Source organism: Phyllobacterium sp. 1468 (genome assembly GCF_031455525.1).
Classification (GTDB): domain Bacteria; phylum Pseudomonadota; class Alphaproteobacteria; order Rhizobiales; family Rhizobiaceae; genus Phyllobacterium.
In genome coordinates this window covers 75,868-93,323 of record NZ_JAVDSX010000012.1, presented here as the reverse complement: position 1 = coordinate 93,323, position 17,456 = coordinate 75,868, and the positions used below count along the sequence as shown (strand labels likewise).

At 55.8% G+C, this 17,456-nt stretch carries 21 protein-coding genes and 1 pseudogene; 12 read left to right on the top strand and 10 right to left on the bottom strand.

Annotation, left to right across the window (positions count from 1 at the left end; translation table 11 throughout):
* Positions 1-63: 63 nt before the first annotated feature.
* Positions 64-450, top strand: a complete 387-nt coding sequence (locus J2X72_RS23405) for a MerR family DNA-binding transcriptional regulator (protein ID WP_112529338.1) — start codon at positions 64-66, stop codon at positions 448-450.
* A 20-nt stretch (positions 451-470) separates the two neighbouring features.
* On the opposite strand, the gene J2X72_RS23400 is transcribed toward J2X72_RS23405, so the two are convergent.
* Positions 471-1,442, bottom strand: coding sequence for a DUF1624 domain-containing protein (locus tag J2X72_RS23400; protein ID WP_310075877.1), 972 nt, complete (start codon positions 1,440-1,442; stop codon positions 471-473).
* A gap of 230 nt (positions 1,443-1,672) precedes the next feature.
* Between J2X72_RS23400 and J2X72_RS23395 the strand changes: the two genes are divergently transcribed.
* Positions 1,673-2,872, top strand: coding sequence for an MFS transporter (locus tag J2X72_RS23395; RefSeq protein WP_310075874.1), 1,200 nt, complete (start codon positions 1,673-1,675; stop codon positions 2,870-2,872).
* Here J2X72_RS23395 and J2X72_RS23390 read toward each other — a convergent pair.
* Positions 2,867-3,586: a DUF599 family protein gene (locus J2X72_RS23390; protein ID WP_210003643.1), complete on the bottom strand. Its 720-nt coding sequence runs from the start codon at positions 3,584-3,586 to the stop codon at positions 2,867-2,869. The two genes, J2X72_RS23395 and J2X72_RS23390, sit on opposite strands and share 6 nt — an antisense overlap.
* Positions 3,587-3,804: 218 nt before the next feature.
* Here J2X72_RS23390 and J2X72_RS23385 point away from each other — a divergent pair, with 218 nt between their 5' ends.
* Positions 3,805-5,205 (top strand): L-serine ammonia-lyase, encoded by a 1,401-nt coding sequence (locus J2X72_RS23385; protein ID WP_310075871.1) that lies wholly within the window; start codon positions 3,805-3,807, stop codon positions 5,203-5,205.
* A gap of 140 nt (positions 5,206-5,345) precedes the next feature.
* Positions 5,346-5,783 carry a DUF1489 family protein gene (locus J2X72_RS23380; RefSeq protein WP_210003645.1) on the top strand — a complete coding sequence of 146 codons (438 nt, stop codon included), beginning with the start codon at positions 5,346-5,348 and terminating at the stop codon, positions 5,781-5,783.
* On the opposite strand, the gene J2X72_RS23375 is transcribed toward J2X72_RS23380, so the two are convergent.
* Both J2X72_RS23375 and J2X72_RS23370 read right to left on the bottom strand, forming a co-directional pair.
* Positions 5,780-6,049, bottom strand: a complete 270-nt coding sequence (locus J2X72_RS23375) for a hypothetical protein (RefSeq protein ID WP_210003646.1) — start codon at positions 6,047-6,049, stop codon at positions 5,780-5,782. The two genes, J2X72_RS23380 and J2X72_RS23375, sit on opposite strands and share 4 nt — an antisense overlap.
* Positions 6,050-6,099: 50 nt before the next feature.
* Positions 6,100-7,473: a D-alanyl-D-alanine carboxypeptidase gene (locus tag J2X72_RS23370; RefSeq protein WP_310075867.1), complete on the bottom strand. Its 1,374-nt coding sequence runs from the start codon at positions 7,471-7,473 to the stop codon at positions 6,100-6,102.
* A 246-nt stretch (positions 7,474-7,719) separates the two neighbouring features.
* Between J2X72_RS23370 and J2X72_RS23365 the strand changes: the two genes are divergently transcribed.
* The 5 genes from J2X72_RS23365 to J2X72_RS23345 all read left to right on the top strand — a co-directional run bounded on the left by J2X72_RS23365 (position 7,720) and on the right by J2X72_RS23345 (position 12,242).
* The gene (locus J2X72_RS23365; RefSeq protein WP_310075862.1) at positions 7,720-8,052 is read left to right on the top strand and encodes a phasin family protein; all 333 of its coding nucleotides are present in this window, start codon (positions 7,720-7,722) and stop codon (positions 8,050-8,052) included.
* A gap of 195 nt (positions 8,053-8,247) precedes the next feature.
* On the top strand, positions 8,248-8,601 hold the full coding sequence (clpS, locus tag J2X72_RS23360; RefSeq protein WP_112529322.1) for an ATP-dependent Clp protease adapter ClpS: 354 nt from the start codon (positions 8,248-8,250) through the stop codon (positions 8,599-8,601).
* A 6-nt stretch (positions 8,602-8,607) separates the two neighbouring features.
* A complete protein-coding gene (gene clpA / locus J2X72_RS23355) occupies positions 8,608-11,076 on the top strand; it encodes an ATP-dependent Clp protease ATP-binding subunit ClpA (RefSeq protein WP_210003649.1) in 2,469 nt (822 codons plus the stop codon).
* A gap of 66 nt (positions 11,077-11,142) precedes the next feature.
* Positions 11,143-11,898 carry an AzlC family ABC transporter permease gene (locus J2X72_RS23350; RefSeq protein ID WP_310075858.1) on the top strand — a complete coding sequence of 252 codons (756 nt, stop codon included), beginning with the start codon at positions 11,143-11,145 and terminating at the stop codon, positions 11,896-11,898.
* Entirely contained in the window at positions 11,895-12,242 is a 348-nt protein-coding gene (locus J2X72_RS23345) for an AzlD domain-containing protein (RefSeq protein WP_310075854.1), read from the top strand. Before J2X72_RS23350 ends, J2X72_RS23345 begins: the two co-directional genes overlap by 4 nt.
* Here the strand turns inward: J2X72_RS23345 and J2X72_RS23340 are convergent.
* The 6 genes and pseudogenes from J2X72_RS23340 to J2X72_RS23315 all read right to left on the bottom strand — a co-directional run bounded on the left by J2X72_RS23340 (position 12,231) and on the right by J2X72_RS23315 (position 15,606).
* Complete coding sequence (locus J2X72_RS23340; protein WP_310075852.1) at positions 12,231-12,659, bottom strand: HIT family protein; 429 nt, start codon at positions 12,657-12,659, stop codon at positions 12,231-12,233. The genes J2X72_RS23345 and J2X72_RS23340 overlap by 12 nt on opposite strands.
* A gap of 17 nt (positions 12,660-12,676) precedes the next feature.
* Positions 12,677-13,861, bottom strand: coding sequence for a GNAT family N-acetyltransferase (locus tag J2X72_RS23335; RefSeq protein WP_310075849.1), 1,185 nt, complete (start codon positions 13,859-13,861; stop codon positions 12,677-12,679).
* Positions 13,862-13,894: 33 nt separating this feature from the next.
* A pseudogene (locus J2X72_RS23330) lies at positions 13,895-14,151 on the bottom strand (type II toxin-antitoxin system RelE/ParE family toxin).
* Positions 14,147-14,284, bottom strand: a complete 138-nt coding sequence (locus tag J2X72_RS23325) for a hypothetical protein (RefSeq protein WP_310075993.1) — start codon at positions 14,282-14,284, stop codon at positions 14,147-14,149. The pseudogene J2X72_RS23330 and the gene J2X72_RS23325 overlap by 5 nt, the downstream one beginning before the upstream one ends.
* Before the next feature lie 135 nt (positions 14,285-14,419).
* Positions 14,420-15,139, bottom strand: a complete 720-nt coding sequence (locus tag J2X72_RS23320; protein ID WP_210003654.1) for a glycerophosphodiester phosphodiesterase — start codon at positions 15,137-15,139, stop codon at positions 14,420-14,422.
* A 2-nt stretch (positions 15,140-15,141) separates the two neighbouring features.
* Positions 15,142-15,606 (bottom strand): RidA family protein, encoded by a 465-nt coding sequence (locus J2X72_RS23315; protein ID WP_310075843.1) that lies wholly within the window; start codon positions 15,604-15,606, stop codon positions 15,142-15,144.
* A 119-nt stretch (positions 15,607-15,725) separates the two neighbouring features.
* On the opposite strand from J2X72_RS23315, the gene J2X72_RS23310 reads away from it, so the two are divergent.
* The 3 genes from J2X72_RS23310 (at position 15,726) to J2X72_RS23300 (ending at position 17,283) form a co-directional block, all read left to right on the top strand.
* Positions 15,726-16,547, top strand: coding sequence for a cell envelope integrity EipB family protein (locus tag J2X72_RS23310; protein ID WP_405044770.1), 822 nt, complete (start codon positions 15,726-15,728; stop codon positions 16,545-16,547).
* A 74-nt stretch (positions 16,548-16,621) separates the two neighbouring features.
* Positions 16,622-16,876 carry a type II toxin-antitoxin system VapB family antitoxin gene (locus J2X72_RS23305; RefSeq protein ID WP_210003657.1) on the top strand — a complete coding sequence of 85 codons (255 nt, stop codon included), beginning with the start codon at positions 16,622-16,624 and terminating at the stop codon, positions 16,874-16,876.
* Between the two features lie 5 nt (positions 16,877-16,881).
* The gene (locus J2X72_RS23300; RefSeq protein ID WP_310075986.1) at positions 16,882-17,283 is read left to right on the top strand and encodes a type II toxin-antitoxin system VapC family toxin; all 402 of its coding nucleotides are present in this window, start codon (positions 16,882-16,884) and stop codon (positions 17,281-17,283) included.
* Positions 17,284-17,456: the final 173 nt, after the last annotated feature.

Genomic DNA, 17,456 nt, shown 5'->3' with positions numbered 1-17,456 from the left:
AATTGACTTTTACGTAATTGCGTGAGCAAAAGATTCAATCGATACAATTGGGGCTGTTCTGCAATGCGCGAATATTACACCATTACCGAACTGACACGGGAGTTTGGGGTATCGACGCGCACATTGCGGTTCTACGAGGATGAGGATCTGATTCATCCGGTCAGACGCGGACGGACCAGGCTCTTCCGGCCGTCCGACCGGCATTTGCTCAAGCAGATTCTTCGTGGCAAACGGCTCGGGTTCTCGATCGCGGAGATCCAAGAGATAATCCAGATGTACAAAGAGCCGCCGGGAGAAATGGGCCAGCTGCATCTGATGATGAAGCGCGTTGAGGAAAAGCGCGCAGAGCTGCGCCAGAAGCGCCGCGACATCGAGGAAACACTCGCTGAGCTCGATCAAGTCGAGGAAGGTTGTATCGAGCGGCTGGCTGAACTCGGCGTCAATACATAGAGCAAGTTTTGCTCTGGCTTTTATTGCGGGATGTTCTGCTGCGTGCAGATGCCCGCGATCTGCTGCATCTGCGGATCGTTTTGATCGCGCTTTCCCGCAAACATCTCATCGAAGATGCCCTGCGCTTCGGTCTGCTCTATGACGCAATCACAGAACTTTTCGCAAAAAGCCTTGTCGTTGTCGTTCTGGCAACTCTGCACGCAGGCCTTGCCGAAGACCTCGCGTGGCGCTGGAACCGCCGGTGGGAACAGTTGTGAAACAAGAAAAACACACGCGATGATCACTGGCTGGTGGATCAGGTAGAAGGCGAGGCTGTGCCTGCCGATGAAACGCAGGCCGCGATCGAGCCAGGACGGAGCAATGTTTCCGGCAAGCAATTTGAGCGCATTGAAATGTTGCATCGTTTTGGCGAGCGCCATCCCTGCAAGAACAGCGCCGAACCACGGAAAGATCGGGACGTAATCATTTGATCTTATGATGATTTCCGACAGACCGAGCGGCCAGAATATCGGCGCATCGAATGCCGGCGAGACGAAATAATGGGGAAGGGCGATGACCGCTGCTGCGGCGGCGGCAATAACCAGCGCAGGCAAGCGCAAAAACAACAACCCCAGAACACTTGCTGCCGCTATTTCGTGCAGGATCCCGAAAAACACGAAGCTTTCCGGCGTGACGTACATCGTGACGAGCGTGATTGCCAGTGCGGCAACGACGATCTGGGCGAGGCGAATGCCAAACGAGCGCCAGCGAATGCCGCGCCCATGCGCCAGCACAAGACTGAAGCCGACAAGCGCGAGGAAAGTCGAGGCGATGACGCGGGCGTATAGTTTCCACGCGCCATGGCCGGTTGTCCCAGGTTCGAGATAGCCGAAAAACTCGAAATCCCAGCCGGTATGGTAGGTCGCCATGGCGATAAGGGCGATACCGCGCAACACGTCCAGCTTGCCGAGACGCGTCTTGGAGGGTGTATTCACAATCTCGGCTCTATTCATGTGCAGGACAACTCGATCATCGCAGCAATTGGCACAGGTTAGAGCCTTTCTAGGCGACATGGCTGGCAAAATCCATGGCCCTTGGCGAACAAGCAACGGAAGTTTTTTCGTACATATTCAAAGGTTTCTTGTGAAACGGACATATTATGTCGCTTGATTGACTGCTATCGCTGGTCCTCCGGTCGAAACTTCGGCCTCCGCTCGAATCAAATGCCTCCAAAGTCATCCCAGTGATCAATCAGGTTCGCCATCCTATCTGGATTACCACCGCCAAGCGCCCGACGGCGCGGGTCTTCGCGATCCTCTTCGGCATCGAATCGATGGCACGGGCGATAATCACCAGTGTCGTGCCGATCCAGACCTACGATCTCGTGCAGAGTGAGCGCGGCGTCAGTATTCTTTACACCTGCATGTCATTGCTGGGGCTGATCTCGACGCTGTCGATCCCGCTGCTCATCGTTCGTATTCCCAGGCGTTGGGTTTACACGGCGGGAACCGTATCCCTGATCCTCGGATGCCTTGCCTTTGCGCTTGATACGCTGCCGGGGCAGGCGGCCGGGCTATTCCTGCGAACTTTTGGTTCGGGAACGCTGTCGATCACGCTGAGCCTCTACATCATGGATCACATCAAGAAGGGTGAGCTGGTCCGCGCCGAGTCGGTGCGAATGGCAACGGCTACCTTTGCCTGGACCGCCGGACCGTTTCTCGGCGTGTTCCTCTATACACAAGTAGGGATGGTCGCGCCGTTCCTGTTGTCGATAGGTTTCTCGCTGCTCCTTTTGACGCTGTTCTGGTATTTCCGCCTCAGCGACAATCCGGCGCTGCAGAAGGGCCCGAGCCGTCCGGCCAATCCTATCGCGAATGTGCGCCGCTTCGTCGTGCAGCCGAGATTGCGCCTGGCCTGGCTGATCGCCTTTTCCCGCTCGTGCTACTGGAGCACGTTTTTCGTCTACGGACCGATCCTCATGGTGGCGACTGGTCAGGGTAATCTTGCCGGCGGCCTTCTGGTTTCGCTCGGCAATCTGTTTCTCCTCGGCTCCATCTTTTGGGGTAAGGTTGGCATGGCGAAGGGGCTGATGCGGACGATTTCCGGTGTGTTCGTATTGCTGGCCGTGGCGCTTATAGGAGCAGGTATTGCCGGCGAAAGATTTCCCATGGTCGCTGCGATCATGCTGCTTTTTGGTGCCTTTTTCTGCGTGGCCATCGACACGCTTGGCTCAACGACCTTCATTCGCGCAGTCCATCCGCATGAGCGGGCACAGATGACGGCGGTTTATCGGACTTATCTCGATTTTTCCGAGATACTGCCTGCGTTTTTCTACTCAATCATCCTGACATTTTTCCATCTCGGCTCGATCTTCATCGCGCTCGCGATGCTGATGATATTCACGGCGATCTTCGTCTGGCGTTATCTGCCGCGCGGTTTATGAGTCGGCGCTTGCGCTGTTCTGCATCAGCACATCCCGCGCCCTGGAAAAGAACTGGCGTCTGAGCAGCACTATCGCAACCAGCGTCGTCGTGATCATGAACAGCACGGGATGCAGAAACCATCCGAGATATCCGATGGAAAAGAAAATACCGCGCAAGCCGCTGTTAAAATGTTGGCCGGCCTGGATATTGATACCCGCCGCGCGATTAATTCCCGCAAGCACAACCGGATCGTCAGGGCCCCGATCGCGCGCCATTGGAACGCTGCCGATCAGGATCGAACAATAGTTGAAAAGACGATAAGACCAGGCAAATTTGAAGAACGCATAGGCGAAGAGAACAAGAAGCCCGAGGATTTTTGTCTCGAACAATTGCTGGGTGGTATCGCCCAGGAACGGCAGGTCGTGAAACAGCGTCAGAACGCGGCCGGACGAATTCAACAAGCCGAAACATCCGCCAATCGCCAGAATGGACGTTGACGCAAAAAAGCCGGTGCCCTGCTGCAGGCCGATCATGATGCTCGTGTCGATCATGCGCAATTCGCGTGTCGCCATGGTCGCCATCCATTGCCGCCGCGCCTGGTTCATCTCATAGGTCAGGGATTGTTTGCCTAAAAACCCATTCGCGGTGGTATGGGAATAGAGCGCCCAGACGATGAAGAAATAGACCAGGGCGGATATGTCGAGCCAATAGGATGTGTTCGGGGCAGCTTCCATTGGATCTCTCTTACGGCAACAACTGACGATTCGAATGTACGTGAATTTGACGGGTTCGCAAATCTCGCGAACAAAGGGACTACAGGCTTTTTCTTTGACTTTTGCGCCGGCCGACCTATGTCGTATAAACGCAAGGTGAAGTCGGTTGCGGGCTGCGGCAAATGTCGCCAGCAGGCCATTATGCGACGCAAGTGTTTTCACCAATCCAAAGGCGCTAAATGTTTCTGTCGGTTTTCGATCTGTATAAAATCGGCATCGGTCCGTCGAGTTCCCATACGATGGGCCCGATGACTGCTGGCAGCCTGTTTCTTGAGGAACTCAAGAGCGGGCAATGGCCACGGCCGACCGGCGTCAAGGTCGATCGTTTGCGCGTGCATCTGCACGGCTCCCTGGCTTTTACCGGCATCGGCCACGCGACCGATCGGGCTGTCATTCTCGGGTTGTGCGGCTTGCTGCCGGCCACCGTCGATCCGAACGAAATGGACGCACTGCTCGAGACCGTAAAGCAGACCAAACGCATTTCGCCCGAAGGCCATCCATCCTACCGATTCGATCCGGCGACCGATCTCATCATGGATCGGCGTACGCCGCTTCCAGGTCACGCCAACGGAATGGCATTTGAAGCCTATGACATCGATGACCGGCTGCTGTTACGCCGAATTTTCTATTCGGTCGGTGGCGGTTTCGTCGTGACCGAGGAAGAGCTGGAGGCTGCGAAAACCCGCACGGCGCCGAAGCCCGAACAACCGGTACCGTTCCCTTTCAAGAATGCCGCTCAGATGATGAGCATGGCGAAGGAAAGCGGTCTTTCCATTGCTGAAATGAAACGCAGCAATGAAGAAGTCTTCATGAGCCGCGATGAGCTGAACGCGGGTCTCGACCGGATCTGGGCGGCGATGCGCTCCTGTATCGATCGCGGCCTGGAGCAGGACGGCATCATGCCCGGCGGCCTCAAGGTGAAGCGGCGCGCACGCTACCTGCACGACCGCTTGCAGGAAGAGTGGCGGCAAAACCGCATCAATCCGCTGCTGGCCAATGACTGGCTCTCCGTCTATGCGATGGCGGTCAATGAGGAGAACGCAGCAGGCGGGCGCGTTGTGACGGCGCCAACCAATGGTGCCGCCGGCGTCGTTCCTGCGGTGCTGCGCTATTATCTGCATTTCCACGACGACGCCGACGAAAACGGCATCCGCGATTTCCTGCTGACCTCGGCGGCTATCGGCGGGGTGATCAAGACCAACGCGTCGATTTCCGGCGCGGAAGTCGGATGCCAGGGCGAAGTGGGTTCCGCATCCGCCATGGCTGCGGCCGGGCTTGCTGCGGTGCTTGGCGGTTCGCCCGAACAGATCGAAAATGCCGCTGAAATCGCACTGGAGCATCATCTCGGCATGACCTGCGATCCCGTTGCCGGTCTGGTGCAGGTGCCCTGCATCGAGCGCAATGCGCTTGGTGCGGTGAAGGCGGTTACGGCAGCTTCACTGGCGGTCAAGGGCGATGGCACGCATTTCGTGCCACTCGATGCCTGCATCGAAACGATGCGGCAGACCGGCGTCGACATGAACGAACGTTACAAGGAAACCAGTCTTGGCGGGTTGGCCGTTAACGTCGTCGAGTGCTAAAAACCTCTGCCAATCCAAGTGATGGTCAATCGGAACTATAAAAATTATAAATAGGTCTTGGCGGTGCTTGTGGAGAAGGCTTTGTGGATGACTGGTCAGTTTTGATTGACGCCACAACCTGAAAGCGTAGATGCTAGGGTATGGCCCTCAATCTCGTAAAACTTTGTGTCGGATGCAGCGCGATCGAAGAACTCGCGGCGTGGATCGATTTCAAGCTCGATGAACGCAGGCGGGCAGGGTTGCCGGCCGAACAATTTCACACAACCCGCATGGTGCCAAAACGCGTCGATGAACTGCTCGACGGCGGATCGCTCTATTGGGTGATCAAGGGCAATGTCCAATGCCGGCAGCGACTCACGGATATCAGGACCTTTACCGATGATGAAGGGATCTCACGTTGCCACCTCGTGCTCGACCCGCGCATCATTCCAACGGAATGGCAGCCGCGCCGGGCGTTTCAGGGCTGGCGCTATCTGACGAGGGAAGACGCGCCCTTCGATGAGGGGCACGGCAAGATCGGGCGGGCGAAACTACCGCCAGAATTGCGCAACGAGCTTGCAGCTCTAGGCTTGCTCTAGGAAACCCGAAGTCTTACCGCTGACACGCCGTTGCGGCTGTCAGAGTGCAAACGCAGCCGGACAGGCGGCATGGCGGCACGCCGGGTGCGCGCGGCCTGGCAAAGCAGCACATTCACCAGATCCATGGTCTTGAAGGCAGAATTGCCCCGGCGCAGGTCCGCAATCTTCATTGCAGCCTGTTGCAGGGCCTGCATGCCGCCGAAGAATGGCTTAGTTTCTCTGGCTGTCACATCAGCCGTGCTAGGTATTTCCTTGGTACTGGACATTCGCAAAACCCTTTACGCTATACAAATCGGGGTCTTTCGGATCGCGTGCCTTACGATTGCGGTGCAATGGCGAAGCAGTTGAATTTCTGGCGTTTCAATGCGGCACAAGCATTGTTGGCTTCCTTTGCAGAGGGGATGCCGGCAAAACGAGCGCGGTGATAGGTTGTCGAACCCTTCTGGAACTTTTCCGTATAGGGCGAGAGTGCTGCGATCGGACCGCCAACCTGCGCGGCGGCCTTGGATAGCATTGCCTTGGCTTCCTCAGAGCTGCCGACCGAAGCGATCTGGACCATCCAGCCGCCCGATGGAGCCGAGGCGGTCGTCACCGGATCGACCTCGTCGACATCGCCTTCACCGATTTCAACCTTCGGGGATGGAGCAGGGACATGCAAAATGCGTTCGGCTGGCGATGGGGTTGGTGCCGGTTCTGCATAGGCAGTCACGACCTCTGCGGGCTGTTCGGCAGTTGCCTGCTGCCGTTGAACGGGGATTGGTGCCTCGGCGCTCGCGGGGAGTTCGACAGCCGCAACCTCGACCTTGCTGTTCTTGCGCGAAGCAATCAGATTGCCACCGTCACGGCGCGATGCCGCCGGGAGATATTTGGCAATGAGACCCGCCATCTGGGCATCGCGTGCCGGCGTGCTGGAACCGCCCATGACGACCGCGACGAGCTTCTTTCCGTCAATGCTGACCGACGAAACCAGGTTGAAACCAGAAGCGCGGGTATAGCCGGTTTTTATACCATCCACACCCTGGATCTTGCCGAGAAGGCGGTTGTGCCCAACGATACGGCGACCACGATAGCTGAAGCTGCGGGTGGAGAAGTAGCTATAATATTGCGGGAAATGCTCACGAAGAGCGACGCCCAGCAATGCGAGGTCGCGCGCGGACGAATGCTGGTTGGGATCAGGCAGGCCGTTTGCATTGCGAAATTGCGTATTGCGCATGCCAAGCTGACGGGCCTTGTTGGTCATCATCACGGCAAAGCGCGGCTCCGATCCGCCGAGGAACTCTGCGATGGCTGTGGCCGAGTCATTTGCCGATTTAGTGATCAGGGATAGAATAGCAGCTTCCGCGCTGATCGTCTGTCCGGGCTGGAAGCCGACTTTCGTTGGCGGCTGCGCTGCGGCATAAGCGGAGACAGTAATTGGCGTCGATTTCGAAACCTTGCCGGATGCCATGGCGTCGAACAGCATGTAGATCGTCATCATTTTCGTTAGGGATGCGGGATAACGCTGTGCATCCGCATTGGATGAATACAGCGTCTTACCGGTATTGGCATCGACGACGATAGCCGCCTCTTTCGAAGCGGCGACTGCCGAAGGCGATTCAGCAATGTTTATCCCGGCGCCTAACAGCAGAGCCAGAAATGCAAAACCCAATTTTTGTACGTAGTTGGAACTTTGGTGGGCCTTATGATGCACAATCAACACCTGCTCGAATATGCGCCTAGAAACTTTCCTGATGACCCTGATTCATCAGAACGAATTTTTTGACTTTAGTCGCACCAGCGTTACCAAACTGTTTATGGTAACCGAGCCGTTCACCTTTTCCGCATTATTTGGGTTAAATTTTAGAGGAATATTGCAGTGCGATATAAATTTGACTTTTTGTGCACCGCACCCTACCTCTGAGCGGGTAGGAAATTTCAACTTTGAAAGGATCTACAAATGGCCACTCCGTTCGAAACTCTGAATGAATCGAGCAAGGAATTTGCCAATACCGCGATGAAGAGCGTTTCGGCTCTCGCCGATGGGTTACACACGATCGCCCACGAGGCGGCCGACTATTCCAAAAGATCATTCGAAGAGAGCAGCGCACTCATCGAAAAGCTGGCTACCACTAAGTCGCCCGAACAGATATTTGAAACCCACAGCGTCTTTTCAAAAAAGGCATATGAAGCCTTTGTTGCTCAGGCGACGAAATTCGGTGAGCTCTATGCCGATCTCGCCAAGGAAGCCTACAAGCCCTATGAGGCAGCCGTAGCGAAGGTGACGAAGTAATACCATCTGCTTCGCCCCCTACAAAAAGCCCGGCTGCCCCGCGCAATCGGGCTTTTTTTATTTCTGCGGGGCAATTCGGCCTTTGCAACCGCAACTTGATATTGCAAGCTTCAGGAGAGGGCTTAAAATCAAGCCGGAGCGACCTACATAGAATGCATAGAGCGACACACTATTAGAATGCGGGTATCGGAAAAGATGAAGCGGTTTTCACCCATGATGCAGGATGAGGACAAGGGAAGCGGCAACGGCCCCGGGCGGGGAACGGCTGTTATAACCCGGACCAAACCCAAACTGAAAAAGCCCAGTCTTTATCGCGTGTTGCTTCTGAATGACGATTACACGCCCATGGAGTTCGTCATTCACGTCCTGGAGCGGTTTTTCCAGAAGAACAGAGAAGATGCTACACGCATCATGCTCCATGTGCATAATCATGGGGTCGGAGAATGTGGTGTCTTTACCTATGAGGTCGCGGAGTCCAAGATGACCCAAGTCATGGACTATGCGCGGCAAAACCAACATCCGCTGCAATGCGTGATGGAGAAAAAGTGAGGTTTCATGCCATCTTTCTCACCTAGTCTGGAACGCGCCCTGCATCAGGCGCTGACAATTGCCAACGAGCATCATCACGAATATGCGACGCTGGAGCATCTGCTTCTCGCGCTGATCGATGATCAGGATGCAAGCAGTGTCATGCGTGCGTGCAATGTCGACTTGGCTCAACTGACGCGCACTGTGACCGACTACGTCGACAACGAACTGGATAACCTTGTCACCGGTTACGATGAGGATTCCAAGCCGACTGCGGCTTTCCAGCGCGTTATCCAGCGTGCGGTCATCCACGTCCAATCCTCCAACCGCGAAGAAGTGACCGGAGCCAACGTTCTTGTCGCTATTTTTGCCGAACGCGAAAGCCATGCTGCTTTCTTCCTGCAGGAACAGCAGATGACCCGCTACGATGCGGTCAACTACATTTCCCACGGAATCTCCAAGCGGCCCGGCGCCTCGGAGCCGCGCACCCCGCTTGGAGCCGAGAGCCCCAACGAAGACAGCCATGCCGCCGAGTCGGAAGAGGGCGCGACCAAGAAGAAGCAAGACGCCCTGTCCGCCTACTGCATCAACCTGAATGATCGCGCCAAGGCCGGCAAGATCGATCCGCTTATCGGCCGTGATCAGGAGATCAACCGGACGATCCAGATCCTTTGCCGCCGTTCGAAGAACAATCCGCTTTACGTCGGCGATCCCGGCGTTGGCAAGACCGCCATTGCGGAAGGTCTCGCCAAGCGCATCGTCGAAGGCAAGGTTCCAAGCGTCCTTAGCGATGCGACCGTATTCTCGCTGGATATGGGCACATTGCTTGCTGGAACGCGCTATCGCGGCGATTTCGAAGAACGTTTGAAGCAGGTCATCAAGGAGCTCGAAGAGTTTCCGGGTGCAATCCTGTTCATCGACGAAATCCACACGATTATCGGCGCCGGAGCGACGTCCGGTGGTGCGATGGATGCTTCCAATCTCTTGAAGCCAGCGCTTTCGACGGGTGCCATTCGTTGCATCGGTTCAACAACTTACAAGGAGTTTCGCCAGTTCTTTGAGAAGGACAGGGCTCTTGTACGGCGTTTCCAGAAGATCGATGTCAACGAACCCTCGATCCCCGATGCTATCGAGATCATGAAGGGTCTGCGGCCATATTTCGAAGACTTCCACAAGGTCAAGTACACTGTGGAAGCGATCAAGTCGGCTGTCGAACTTTCAGCGCGCTACATCAATGACCGTAAGTTGCCGGACAAGGCGATCGATGTCATCGACGAGACCGGTGCCAGCCAGATGCTGTTGCCGGAAGCGAAACGAAAGAAGTCGATCGGCGTCAAGGAAATCGAAGCTACCATCGCCACGATGGCCCGCATCCCGCCGAAGACCGTTTCGAAAGACGACGAAGCCGTGCTCTCCAATCTCGAGGCGGAACTGAAGCGCGTCGTCTACGGTCAGGATCTTGCCATCGAAGCATTGTCGTCCTCGATCAAGCTGGCGCGTGCCGGCCTGCGCGAGCCGGAAAAGCCGATAGGATCCTACCTGTTCTCCGGTCCCACCGGCGTCGGCAAGACCGAAGTCGCCAAGCAACTGGCAGCTTCGCTCGGGGTGGAACTCCTGCGTTTCGACATGTCGGAATATATGGAGCGCCACACGGTATCGCGCTTGCTCGGTGCACCTCCCGGTTATGTCGGCTTCGATCAGGGCGGCCTTCTGACCGACGGCGTCGATCAGCATCCGCATTGCGTGCTGCTGCTCGATGAAATCGAAAAGGCGCATCCGGACCTGTTTAATATCCTGTTGCAGGTCATGGATCACGGCAAGCTGACCGATCACAATGGCAAGCAGATCGATTTCCGTAATGTCATTCTGATCATGACGACCAATGCGGGCGCGTCCGATGCGGCGAGAGCGGCAATCGGCTTCGGTTCGTCGCGTCGTGAAGGCGATGACATGGAAGCGATCAACCGGCTGTTCACACCGGAGTTCCGCAACCGTCTCGATGCGATCATTCCGTTCGGTGCGTTGCCGGTTCCGGTTATCCATCAGGTGGTGCAGAAGTTCGTCATTCAGCTCGAGGCACAGCTTGCCGACCGCGGTGTGACATTCGATCTGCAGCCGGAGGCCATCGCATGGCTTGCCGAGAAGGGCTACGACGATCGCATGGGTGCGCGGCCACTTGGCCGGGTCATTCAGGAGCACATCAAGAAGCCGCTGGCGGATGAGGTGCTGTTTGGCAGGCTGAAGAAGGGCGGAACAGTCCGCGTTTCGGTTGCCGAGAAGCCTGATGGTTCGAAAGGTCTGGTTCTCGACTACATCGCAGACGAAGTCGTGGTGAAGCCGAAGAAGGAGATACCGGTCGAAAAGAAGCCATTGGCCAAGAAGAAGACGGCCCCGAAGAAGCCGCTTGAAAAAGCGGGGGCCGACGTGTCGGCCGCCAGGAACGTGGCTTCGTTACCGCCCAAGGCATCCGTGCCGAAAGTGCCACGGAAGAAATGATCAAAAAGGCCACCTTCGGGTGGCCTTTTTCTTGATGGCATCCGCTCTTCCGTTTATCGCTGAGGCATGGCTGATTCCGGATTGCCCTCCCACCATGCGGAAGAGAACCTGAGAACACGTTTATCGTGGTTTCTGTCAGGTGCATCCCTGATCACCAGCATCCCTGCGTTGATCCTGATGACAGCGCATGTGGGCTTTGCCGGGTTTGCCAGCGAAAATGGCGTGACCTTGTTACAGGCGACGTTCATGGTCGCTGTTATCTGGGCTCTTCCTGCCAATATCGTCCTGATCGGTGCAATTGCGGGCGGCTATTCGCTGTTCGGCGCGGCAATTGCGGTCGGCCTGTCGTCGATCCGCCTTATGCCAATGGTGGCGGCCTTCGTACCGGAAATGCGCGGGTCCAGGACGCGGAAGATTACCTTGCTTTTTCTTTCGCACTTCATTGCCGTCACCGCTTGGGTTGTGGGCATGGACCGGCTCAAGCACGTTCCACGCGATATGCGAACGAGCTATTTCGCGGGTCTGGGCATTACGTTGACATTGACCAATACACTCGTGGTGGCCGTGGTCTATGTTCTGTCGACGGACTTTCCGCCATTGGTTTTCGCTGCGCTGTTCTTTTTGACGCCAATGTATTTTTTGACCTCGCTTTGGGGTTCGGCGCGCGATCGATCGGTCCATGTCGCCATGGTTTCGGGCCTGTTGCTGTTCCCAATCATTCATTCCATTGCGCCTGCCTATGATCTGCTGTTGACCGGCGTTGCCGGAGGGATTGTGACCATGGCTTATGTGCATCTGGCCAAGAGGAGTGCCGCCCGATGACTTGGAACAGCCTCGCAGATTGGTGGTGGCCATATGTCTTCATCCTGCTTGGAGGGTGGTTGCCGACGGATGTCTGGCGGTTCATCGGCGTGTTCGTCGGTGGCCGGGTCCGGGAAGACTCCGAGGCGCTGATCGCAGTGCGGGCCGTCGCCACGTCGCTCGTCGCAGGGGTTATCGCGCAACTCATCCTCTACCCGAGCGGGGCGCTGGCGGAGACCTCGATAGTTCTCCGGATAGGTGCAGCCGCTGCGGGCTTCGTCGCATACCTCTCGCTCGGCAGACGTGTGATCATCAGCGTGATCGCCGGTGAAGCCGTCCTGCTCTGCGGGTTGCTACTGACCTAGAGCCTGCCTGATTTTCTCGGCGTTTTCCACCAGAACATTCTGATCCTCCATCTGCCCGGTATGCGGCCGCAGAGCAACGCCGTCAAAACGGGGAATGACATGGAAATGCAGATGGAAAACCGTCTGCCCCGCCGCCGGTTCGTTGAACTGGATGACCGTGACGCCATCGGCATCGAAGGCTGTTTTGGCAGCGCGGGCAAGCTTCTGTGTGGTCGTAATGACGGCCGACAGACTGGCCTGGTCGACATCCAGAATATTGCGGAACGGCGCCTTGGTTATCGCAAGGCAATGACCTTTGCCTTGCGGCATGACGTCCATGAAGGCATAGGTTTGCTCGTCTTCATAAAGCTTGTGCGAGGGGATTTCTCCGCGCAGGATCTTCGCGAATATATTGTTTGCGTCATAGGGTGCGGTCATGGCGTGCCTCATTTTTACTATTGGCCGGACTTCTTGAAGGGCGTGTGCTTGTTGAGAACATGGTTCATCAAGGCAACATCCTCGCGTTCACGCTGCAGAAAATCATCGATAGCGCGCCGCAATCCTGCGTGCGCAAGATAGTGCACCGAATGCGTTGTCACAGGCAGATATCCGCGTGCAAGCTTGTGCTCACCCTGGGCACCCGCCTCGACCACATGAAGTTTCCGTTCGATGGCGAAGTCGATCGCCTGATGATAACAAACCTCGAAATGCAGAAAACGGTGATCTTCGATACAGCCCCAATGCCTGCCAAAGAGCCGATCCGATCCGATGAAATTGATCGCGCCTGCAATGTAGCGCCCGTCACGCCGCGCCATGACCAGGACGATGTCGTCGGGCATGCGCTCGCCGATCAGCGTGTAAAACTTGCGATTGAGATAGGGGCGTCCCCATTTGCGGCTGCCCGTATCCATATAGAACGCAAAAAAAGTATCCCAGATTTCCTGGGTGAGTTGACCGCCGGTCAGCCGGTCGATGCTGATGTCGTCGGCGAGAGCCTCGCGTCGTTCCTTCTTCAGTGCCTTACGTTTACGCGAGGCGAGCGTTTCCAGGAAATCGTCATAGCTGGAATAGCCTTCGTTGAAGAAATGAAACTGCTGATCTATGCGGTGCAGGAAATCCGCACTGGTGAAGGCAGGCAGGTCCGTTTCGGTGACGAAGGTGGAGTGGGCTGACGAAACGCCGAGTTGAATGGTCAGCTGGCGCAGACCATTGGCGAGAGCAGCCCGAGCTGCGTTACCATCCTGATCGCGCCGAACCAGCAAGCGTGGACCTGTGGCTGGCGTAAAGGGAATGCTTGCCTGCAATTTCGGATAATAGCGCCCACCGGCTCGTTCGAACGCATCGGCCCAGCCGTGATCGAAAACATATTCGCCTTGGCTATGACTCTTCAAATAGCAGGGGACGGCACCGATCAGAGTGCCACCATCGTCTTCCAGACGTAGAAATTGCGGCAGCCAGCCTGCTTTGCGTGCGACGCAACCGGAATCCTCGAGCGCTGACAGGAAGGCGTGCGACAGGAAAGGATTGTAATCGGGCGCATCGCGCGAAGTCCCGGAAAGCTCGGACCACTCCGTTTGTGTGAACGCGCCAATGCCGTCGCAAACGCGCAAGGTGAAATCGCCTCGATCAAGATTTGGCATTTTTGAAATAAGCTTCCTCACTCCGGACAGCGTTTAGCGATAGACCTCGCGCCGGTGGCCGCTTTCCACAACCAACACTATCAGCCGATGATCCTGCAGATCACATAGGATGCGATAGTCGCCAATGCGATACCGCCAGTAATTTCCAAGCTCCGAACCTTGCAGGGCGCCGCCAACTTGCCGGGGATTAGGAAGTGAAAGAACGCGTTCATGCAAAAATTTATGAATACGCTTTCTGGTTTTGGGGTCGAGATTTTTATGGATTTCTGAACAGTGCTTTCATATTCAATCGTCCAGAAGGCCACGCCAGAACTCCTCTGAATTTATAACAGTCGATTCTCCACTTTGAATACGCCGGGTAGCCTCTTCGGCGAGGTGAAGATCTTCCAGATCGTCGATATATTCTTCGATTGCCTTGCGCATATAGCGGTACGCCCGGTTTTTGCAGCAAGAGCTTGCAAACGCTCATAGGTTTCGTCTGGAAGCCGGATCGCTGTCTGTTTGGTCCATCCCACACCTCTGGTTTACGTGTATACCATATAGAAACTCGCGCCTGCCTCAAGCAATACGCGGGTCAAATCCCTCAAAAGTGATTTGATCGACAAGAGCGTCGCTGATGGCTTTTTCGGCAGAGCTTCTCACGGTCCACGAGATGACGGGCATGTCCATCGTTCCCCGCACGAACTCGACAAAACGGTTTTCCAGATGGTGGACGTTATAGGAGACAAAGTCGATATCGTAGGCCAGCATCGAAAAATGTGCTTCTAGATCCTCATCGCGGATACCCTCAGCAGTCAGTCCCGCGGGAATGCCCGGCGCGTCCTTGCCGAAATGGCGGATCAGATGATGATCGAAAGACATGATCGCAGCCTGGCCATCATATTCTGCGAGATCGCCGGCAACGGCTCTTACCAAACCATCATCGCGTCCGGGAATTCCCTTGAGTTCGATGACAATGGGGACGCGACCGTCGATCAACCTCAAGGCCTGGGCCAGCGTCGGCACGTGATCCTGTGTGCCGCCGACACGAAGTTTGCCGGCCTGCTCGGCCGTCAGCTCGTCAATATTGCCCTTGCTCCCCGTCACCCGGTCGAGCGTGCCGTCGTGAAAGACAATGGCTTTACCGTCCGCGGAGAGATGGACATCGCATTCGATGGCAAAGCCGGCGCCCGCAGCGGCGTCAAACGCCGATAGAGTATTCTCCCAGCGCTTTTTGTTCAGATCGTGCAGACCGCGATGTGCGATGGGCACGTTTTTCAACCAGTCAATAGAGGGCATCCTCAACGAACCTCGATAATGGCTTCGATTTCGACAGGTGCGTTCAGGGGCAGGGCGGCCGTTCCTACAGCCGAGCGTGCGTGACGGCCTGCATCGCCCAAGACGGCAACAAGCAGATCCGAGGCGCCATTGGCGACGAGATGCTGTTCGATGAAACCCGGTGTCGATGCAACGAACACCGTGATCTTCACGATCCGCATGATCCGCTCGAGATCGCCCAGCGCTGCTTTCGCCTGCGCCAGAATATTGATCGCGCAGGCTTTGGCTGCTTCCTGGCCTTGTTCAACGTTGAGCTCGGCGCCCAAAAGTCCGGTGTGAATGAGCTTCCCGCCGGCCAGCGGCAATTGCCCTGACGTCAGAAGCAAGGAGCCAGTCTGGGCGAACGGAACGTAATTGGCTGCGGGTGCCGCTGCGACAGGCAGCGTGATGCCAAGCTCCTGCAGACGATTTTCGATGGTGCTGGTCATGGAATAATTTCCTTATGTTTTAGGAATCGCGAGGGTTTGTGCAAGAAGTTGCGATTTTTGCCTCGCTTCCGCCAAGAGTTATTTTAATATGCACGTTCAAATATTGGAGAATCTTGTCGATGCGCGTTCTACCTGTCCTTGTTTTCAGTCTCGGTGCCTTAGGCATGAGCGGCTCCTCCATGGCTTTTGCGGCTGGAACCGCGACCCTCGTTCCGCATCGCGCCATTTACGATCTCAAACTGGACAGTGCGCAGGACAGCAGCGGCATAACGGGTTTGACGGGCCGCATGGTTTATGAATTCAATGGCTCGGATTGTGAAGGCTACACGACGAACTTCCGCTTTGTCACTCGCGTCGACATGGAAGAACAGCCTCAACGGGTGACCGACCAACAGACAACGACCTTCGAGTCGGGCAATGGCGATAAATTCCGCTTCGTCAACAAGACATTCGTTGACCAGAGCCTGACCAAGGAAGTGCGCGGCGACGCTGCGCTTCTCAAGGACAAGACGGAAATTTCGCTGACAAAGCCCGAGGCAAGCAAAGAAGATCTCGAGCTGTCGCAATTTCCAACACGCCATATGCAGGATTTGATCTCCAAGGCGTTGGCCGGAGAAGTTTTTTATCAGACAAAGCTGTTTGACGGATCAGAAGATGCCGACAAGGTGATGGCGACGACGGTCGTTATCGGAAAGTCTGCGGTTTCCGACGACGACGAGACAAAGAATATGGGCCCACTGGCAAAAGAAACGACCTGGCCGGTTTCAATCGCTTATTTCGACGACAAAGAGAAGACGGAAGGTCTGCCGAGCTACCGCATCAACTTCAAGATGTATCGCAACGGCGTGACGCGTGATCTCAAGATGGATTATGGCGACTTCTCGATGACGGGGAAGCTGGTCAATCTGCAGCTGTTCGACACCCCCAAGTGCACGAAATAAGTGCTTACTTTTCTTGCCTCGGCCCCTTCTTTTGATGGTAGAAGGTTCCTAAATAGGTACCTAGGAACCTAATTATGGCGTTAAGCATCAAAGACCCCGTAACCGAGCAGCTCGCTCGCGATCTTGCTCAGAGAACAGGCGAAAACATTACCACCGCAACAAGGCGAGCTCTGGAGGAGCGTTTGCGCAGGGTACGCGCACGGCCGGATAAAGAGATTCTATTAGAAGAACTGAACGCTATCAGCCGACGCTGGCACGCGATGCCGGTTCTGGACGACAGGACCGCCGAAGAAATTCTGGGATATGATGATAACGGGCTGCCCAGTTAACGGTCATCGATTCATCGGCAATTGTAGCTATCGCCTTTAAGGAACCAGAGTTTGCATATTTCAATCAATGTGTTGCAAATGATGATGTCCGTTTAATTTCCGCGGCCTCTGTGCTTGAGGCATCCCTGGCAATAGAAACTCGGCTGGGCGAACAGGCTGGACGGGATCTGGATCTTTGGCTCTACAAGGCGGGCGTCGATATCGTGGCGGTGGATAGTGATCAGATAGAGATCGCGCGCCAGGCTTGGCGCCGCTTTGGTAAAGGCCGTCATCCAGCGGGACTGAACTACGGCGATTGCTTTTCCTATGCTCTTGCCACTTCCCGTCGTGAACCTTTGCTATTCAAGGGCGATGATTTCGGTAAAACGGATATCACGAGTGCGGCGGGGGAGACTCAAGGCTCTTAGCTCTGATCTCGAAATGAGTTTTATCGCTGCCGACACTTGCTTCTTGCGCGATTATCCATTAACAGCCGCTTCATTCCACACACGGGATTTGGGTTGATATCGGGAGAAATCCGATATGGCCTCCGGTGGCGGGTTTCCCGCCTCTTCCCGTGGAGGTTCAACCGGAAAAGGAA

What these genes read in the sequence shown, in the direction of transcription:
- J2X72_RS23405 (WP_112529338.1), top strand. Translation starts at nt 64, where the DNA reads ATGCGCGAATATTACACCATTACCGAACTGACACGGGAGTTTGGGGTA.
- J2X72_RS23400 (WP_310075877.1), bottom strand. Translation starts at nt 1,442, where the DNA reads ATGAATAGAGCCGAGATTGTGAATACACCCTCCAAGACGCGTCTCGGC.
- J2X72_RS23390 (WP_210003643.1), bottom strand. Translation starts at nt 3,586, where the DNA reads ATGGAAGCTGCCCCGAACACATCCTATTGGCTCGACATATCCGCCCTG.
- J2X72_RS23385 (WP_310075871.1), top strand. Translation starts at nt 3,805, where the DNA reads ATGTTTCTGTCGGTTTTCGATCTGTATAAAATCGGCATCGGTCCGTCG.
- J2X72_RS23380 (WP_210003645.1), top strand. Translation starts at nt 5,346, where the DNA reads ATGGCCCTCAATCTCGTAAAACTTTGTGTCGGATGCAGCGCGATCGAA.
- J2X72_RS23375 (WP_210003646.1), bottom strand. Translation starts at nt 6,049, where the DNA reads ATGTCCAGTACCAAGGAAATACCTAGCACGGCTGATGTGACAGCCAGA.
- J2X72_RS23365 (WP_310075862.1), top strand. Translation starts at nt 7,720, where the DNA reads ATGGCCACTCCGTTCGAAACTCTGAATGAATCGAGCAAGGAATTTGCC.
- clpS (WP_112529322.1), top strand. Translation starts at nt 8,248, where the DNA reads ATGAAGCGGTTTTCACCCATGATGCAGGATGAGGACAAGGGAAGCGGC.
- clpA (WP_210003649.1), top strand. Translation starts at nt 8,608, where the DNA reads ATGCCATCTTTCTCACCTAGTCTGGAACGCGCCCTGCATCAGGCGCTG.
- J2X72_RS23350 (WP_310075858.1), top strand. Translation starts at nt 11,143, where the DNA reads ATGGCTGATTCCGGATTGCCCTCCCACCATGCGGAAGAGAACCTGAGA.
- J2X72_RS23345 (WP_310075854.1), top strand. Translation starts at nt 11,895, where the DNA reads ATGACTTGGAACAGCCTCGCAGATTGGTGGTGGCCATATGTCTTCATC.
- J2X72_RS23340 (WP_310075852.1), bottom strand. Translation starts at nt 12,659, where the DNA reads ATGACCGCACCCTATGACGCAAACAATATATTCGCGAAGATCCTGCGC.
- J2X72_RS23335 (WP_310075849.1), bottom strand. Translation starts at nt 13,861, where the DNA reads ATGCCAAATCTTGATCGAGGCGATTTCACCTTGCGCGTTTGCGACGGC.
- J2X72_RS23325 (WP_310075993.1), bottom strand. Translation starts at nt 14,284, where the DNA reads ATGCGCAAGGCAATCGAAGAATATATCGACGATCTGGAAGATCTTCAC.
- J2X72_RS23320 (WP_210003654.1), bottom strand. Translation starts at nt 15,139, where the DNA reads ATGCCCTCTATTGACTGGTTGAAAAACGTGCCCATCGCACATCGCGGT.
- J2X72_RS23315 (WP_310075843.1), bottom strand. Translation starts at nt 15,606, where the DNA reads ATGACCAGCACCATCGAAAATCGTCTGCAGGAGCTTGGCATCACGCTG.
- J2X72_RS23310 (WP_405044770.1), top strand. Translation starts at nt 15,726, where the DNA reads ATGCGCGTTCTACCTGTCCTTGTTTTCAGTCTCGGTGCCTTAGGCATG.
- J2X72_RS23305 (WP_210003657.1), top strand. Translation starts at nt 16,622, where the DNA reads ATGGCGTTAAGCATCAAAGACCCCGTAACCGAGCAGCTCGCTCGCGAT.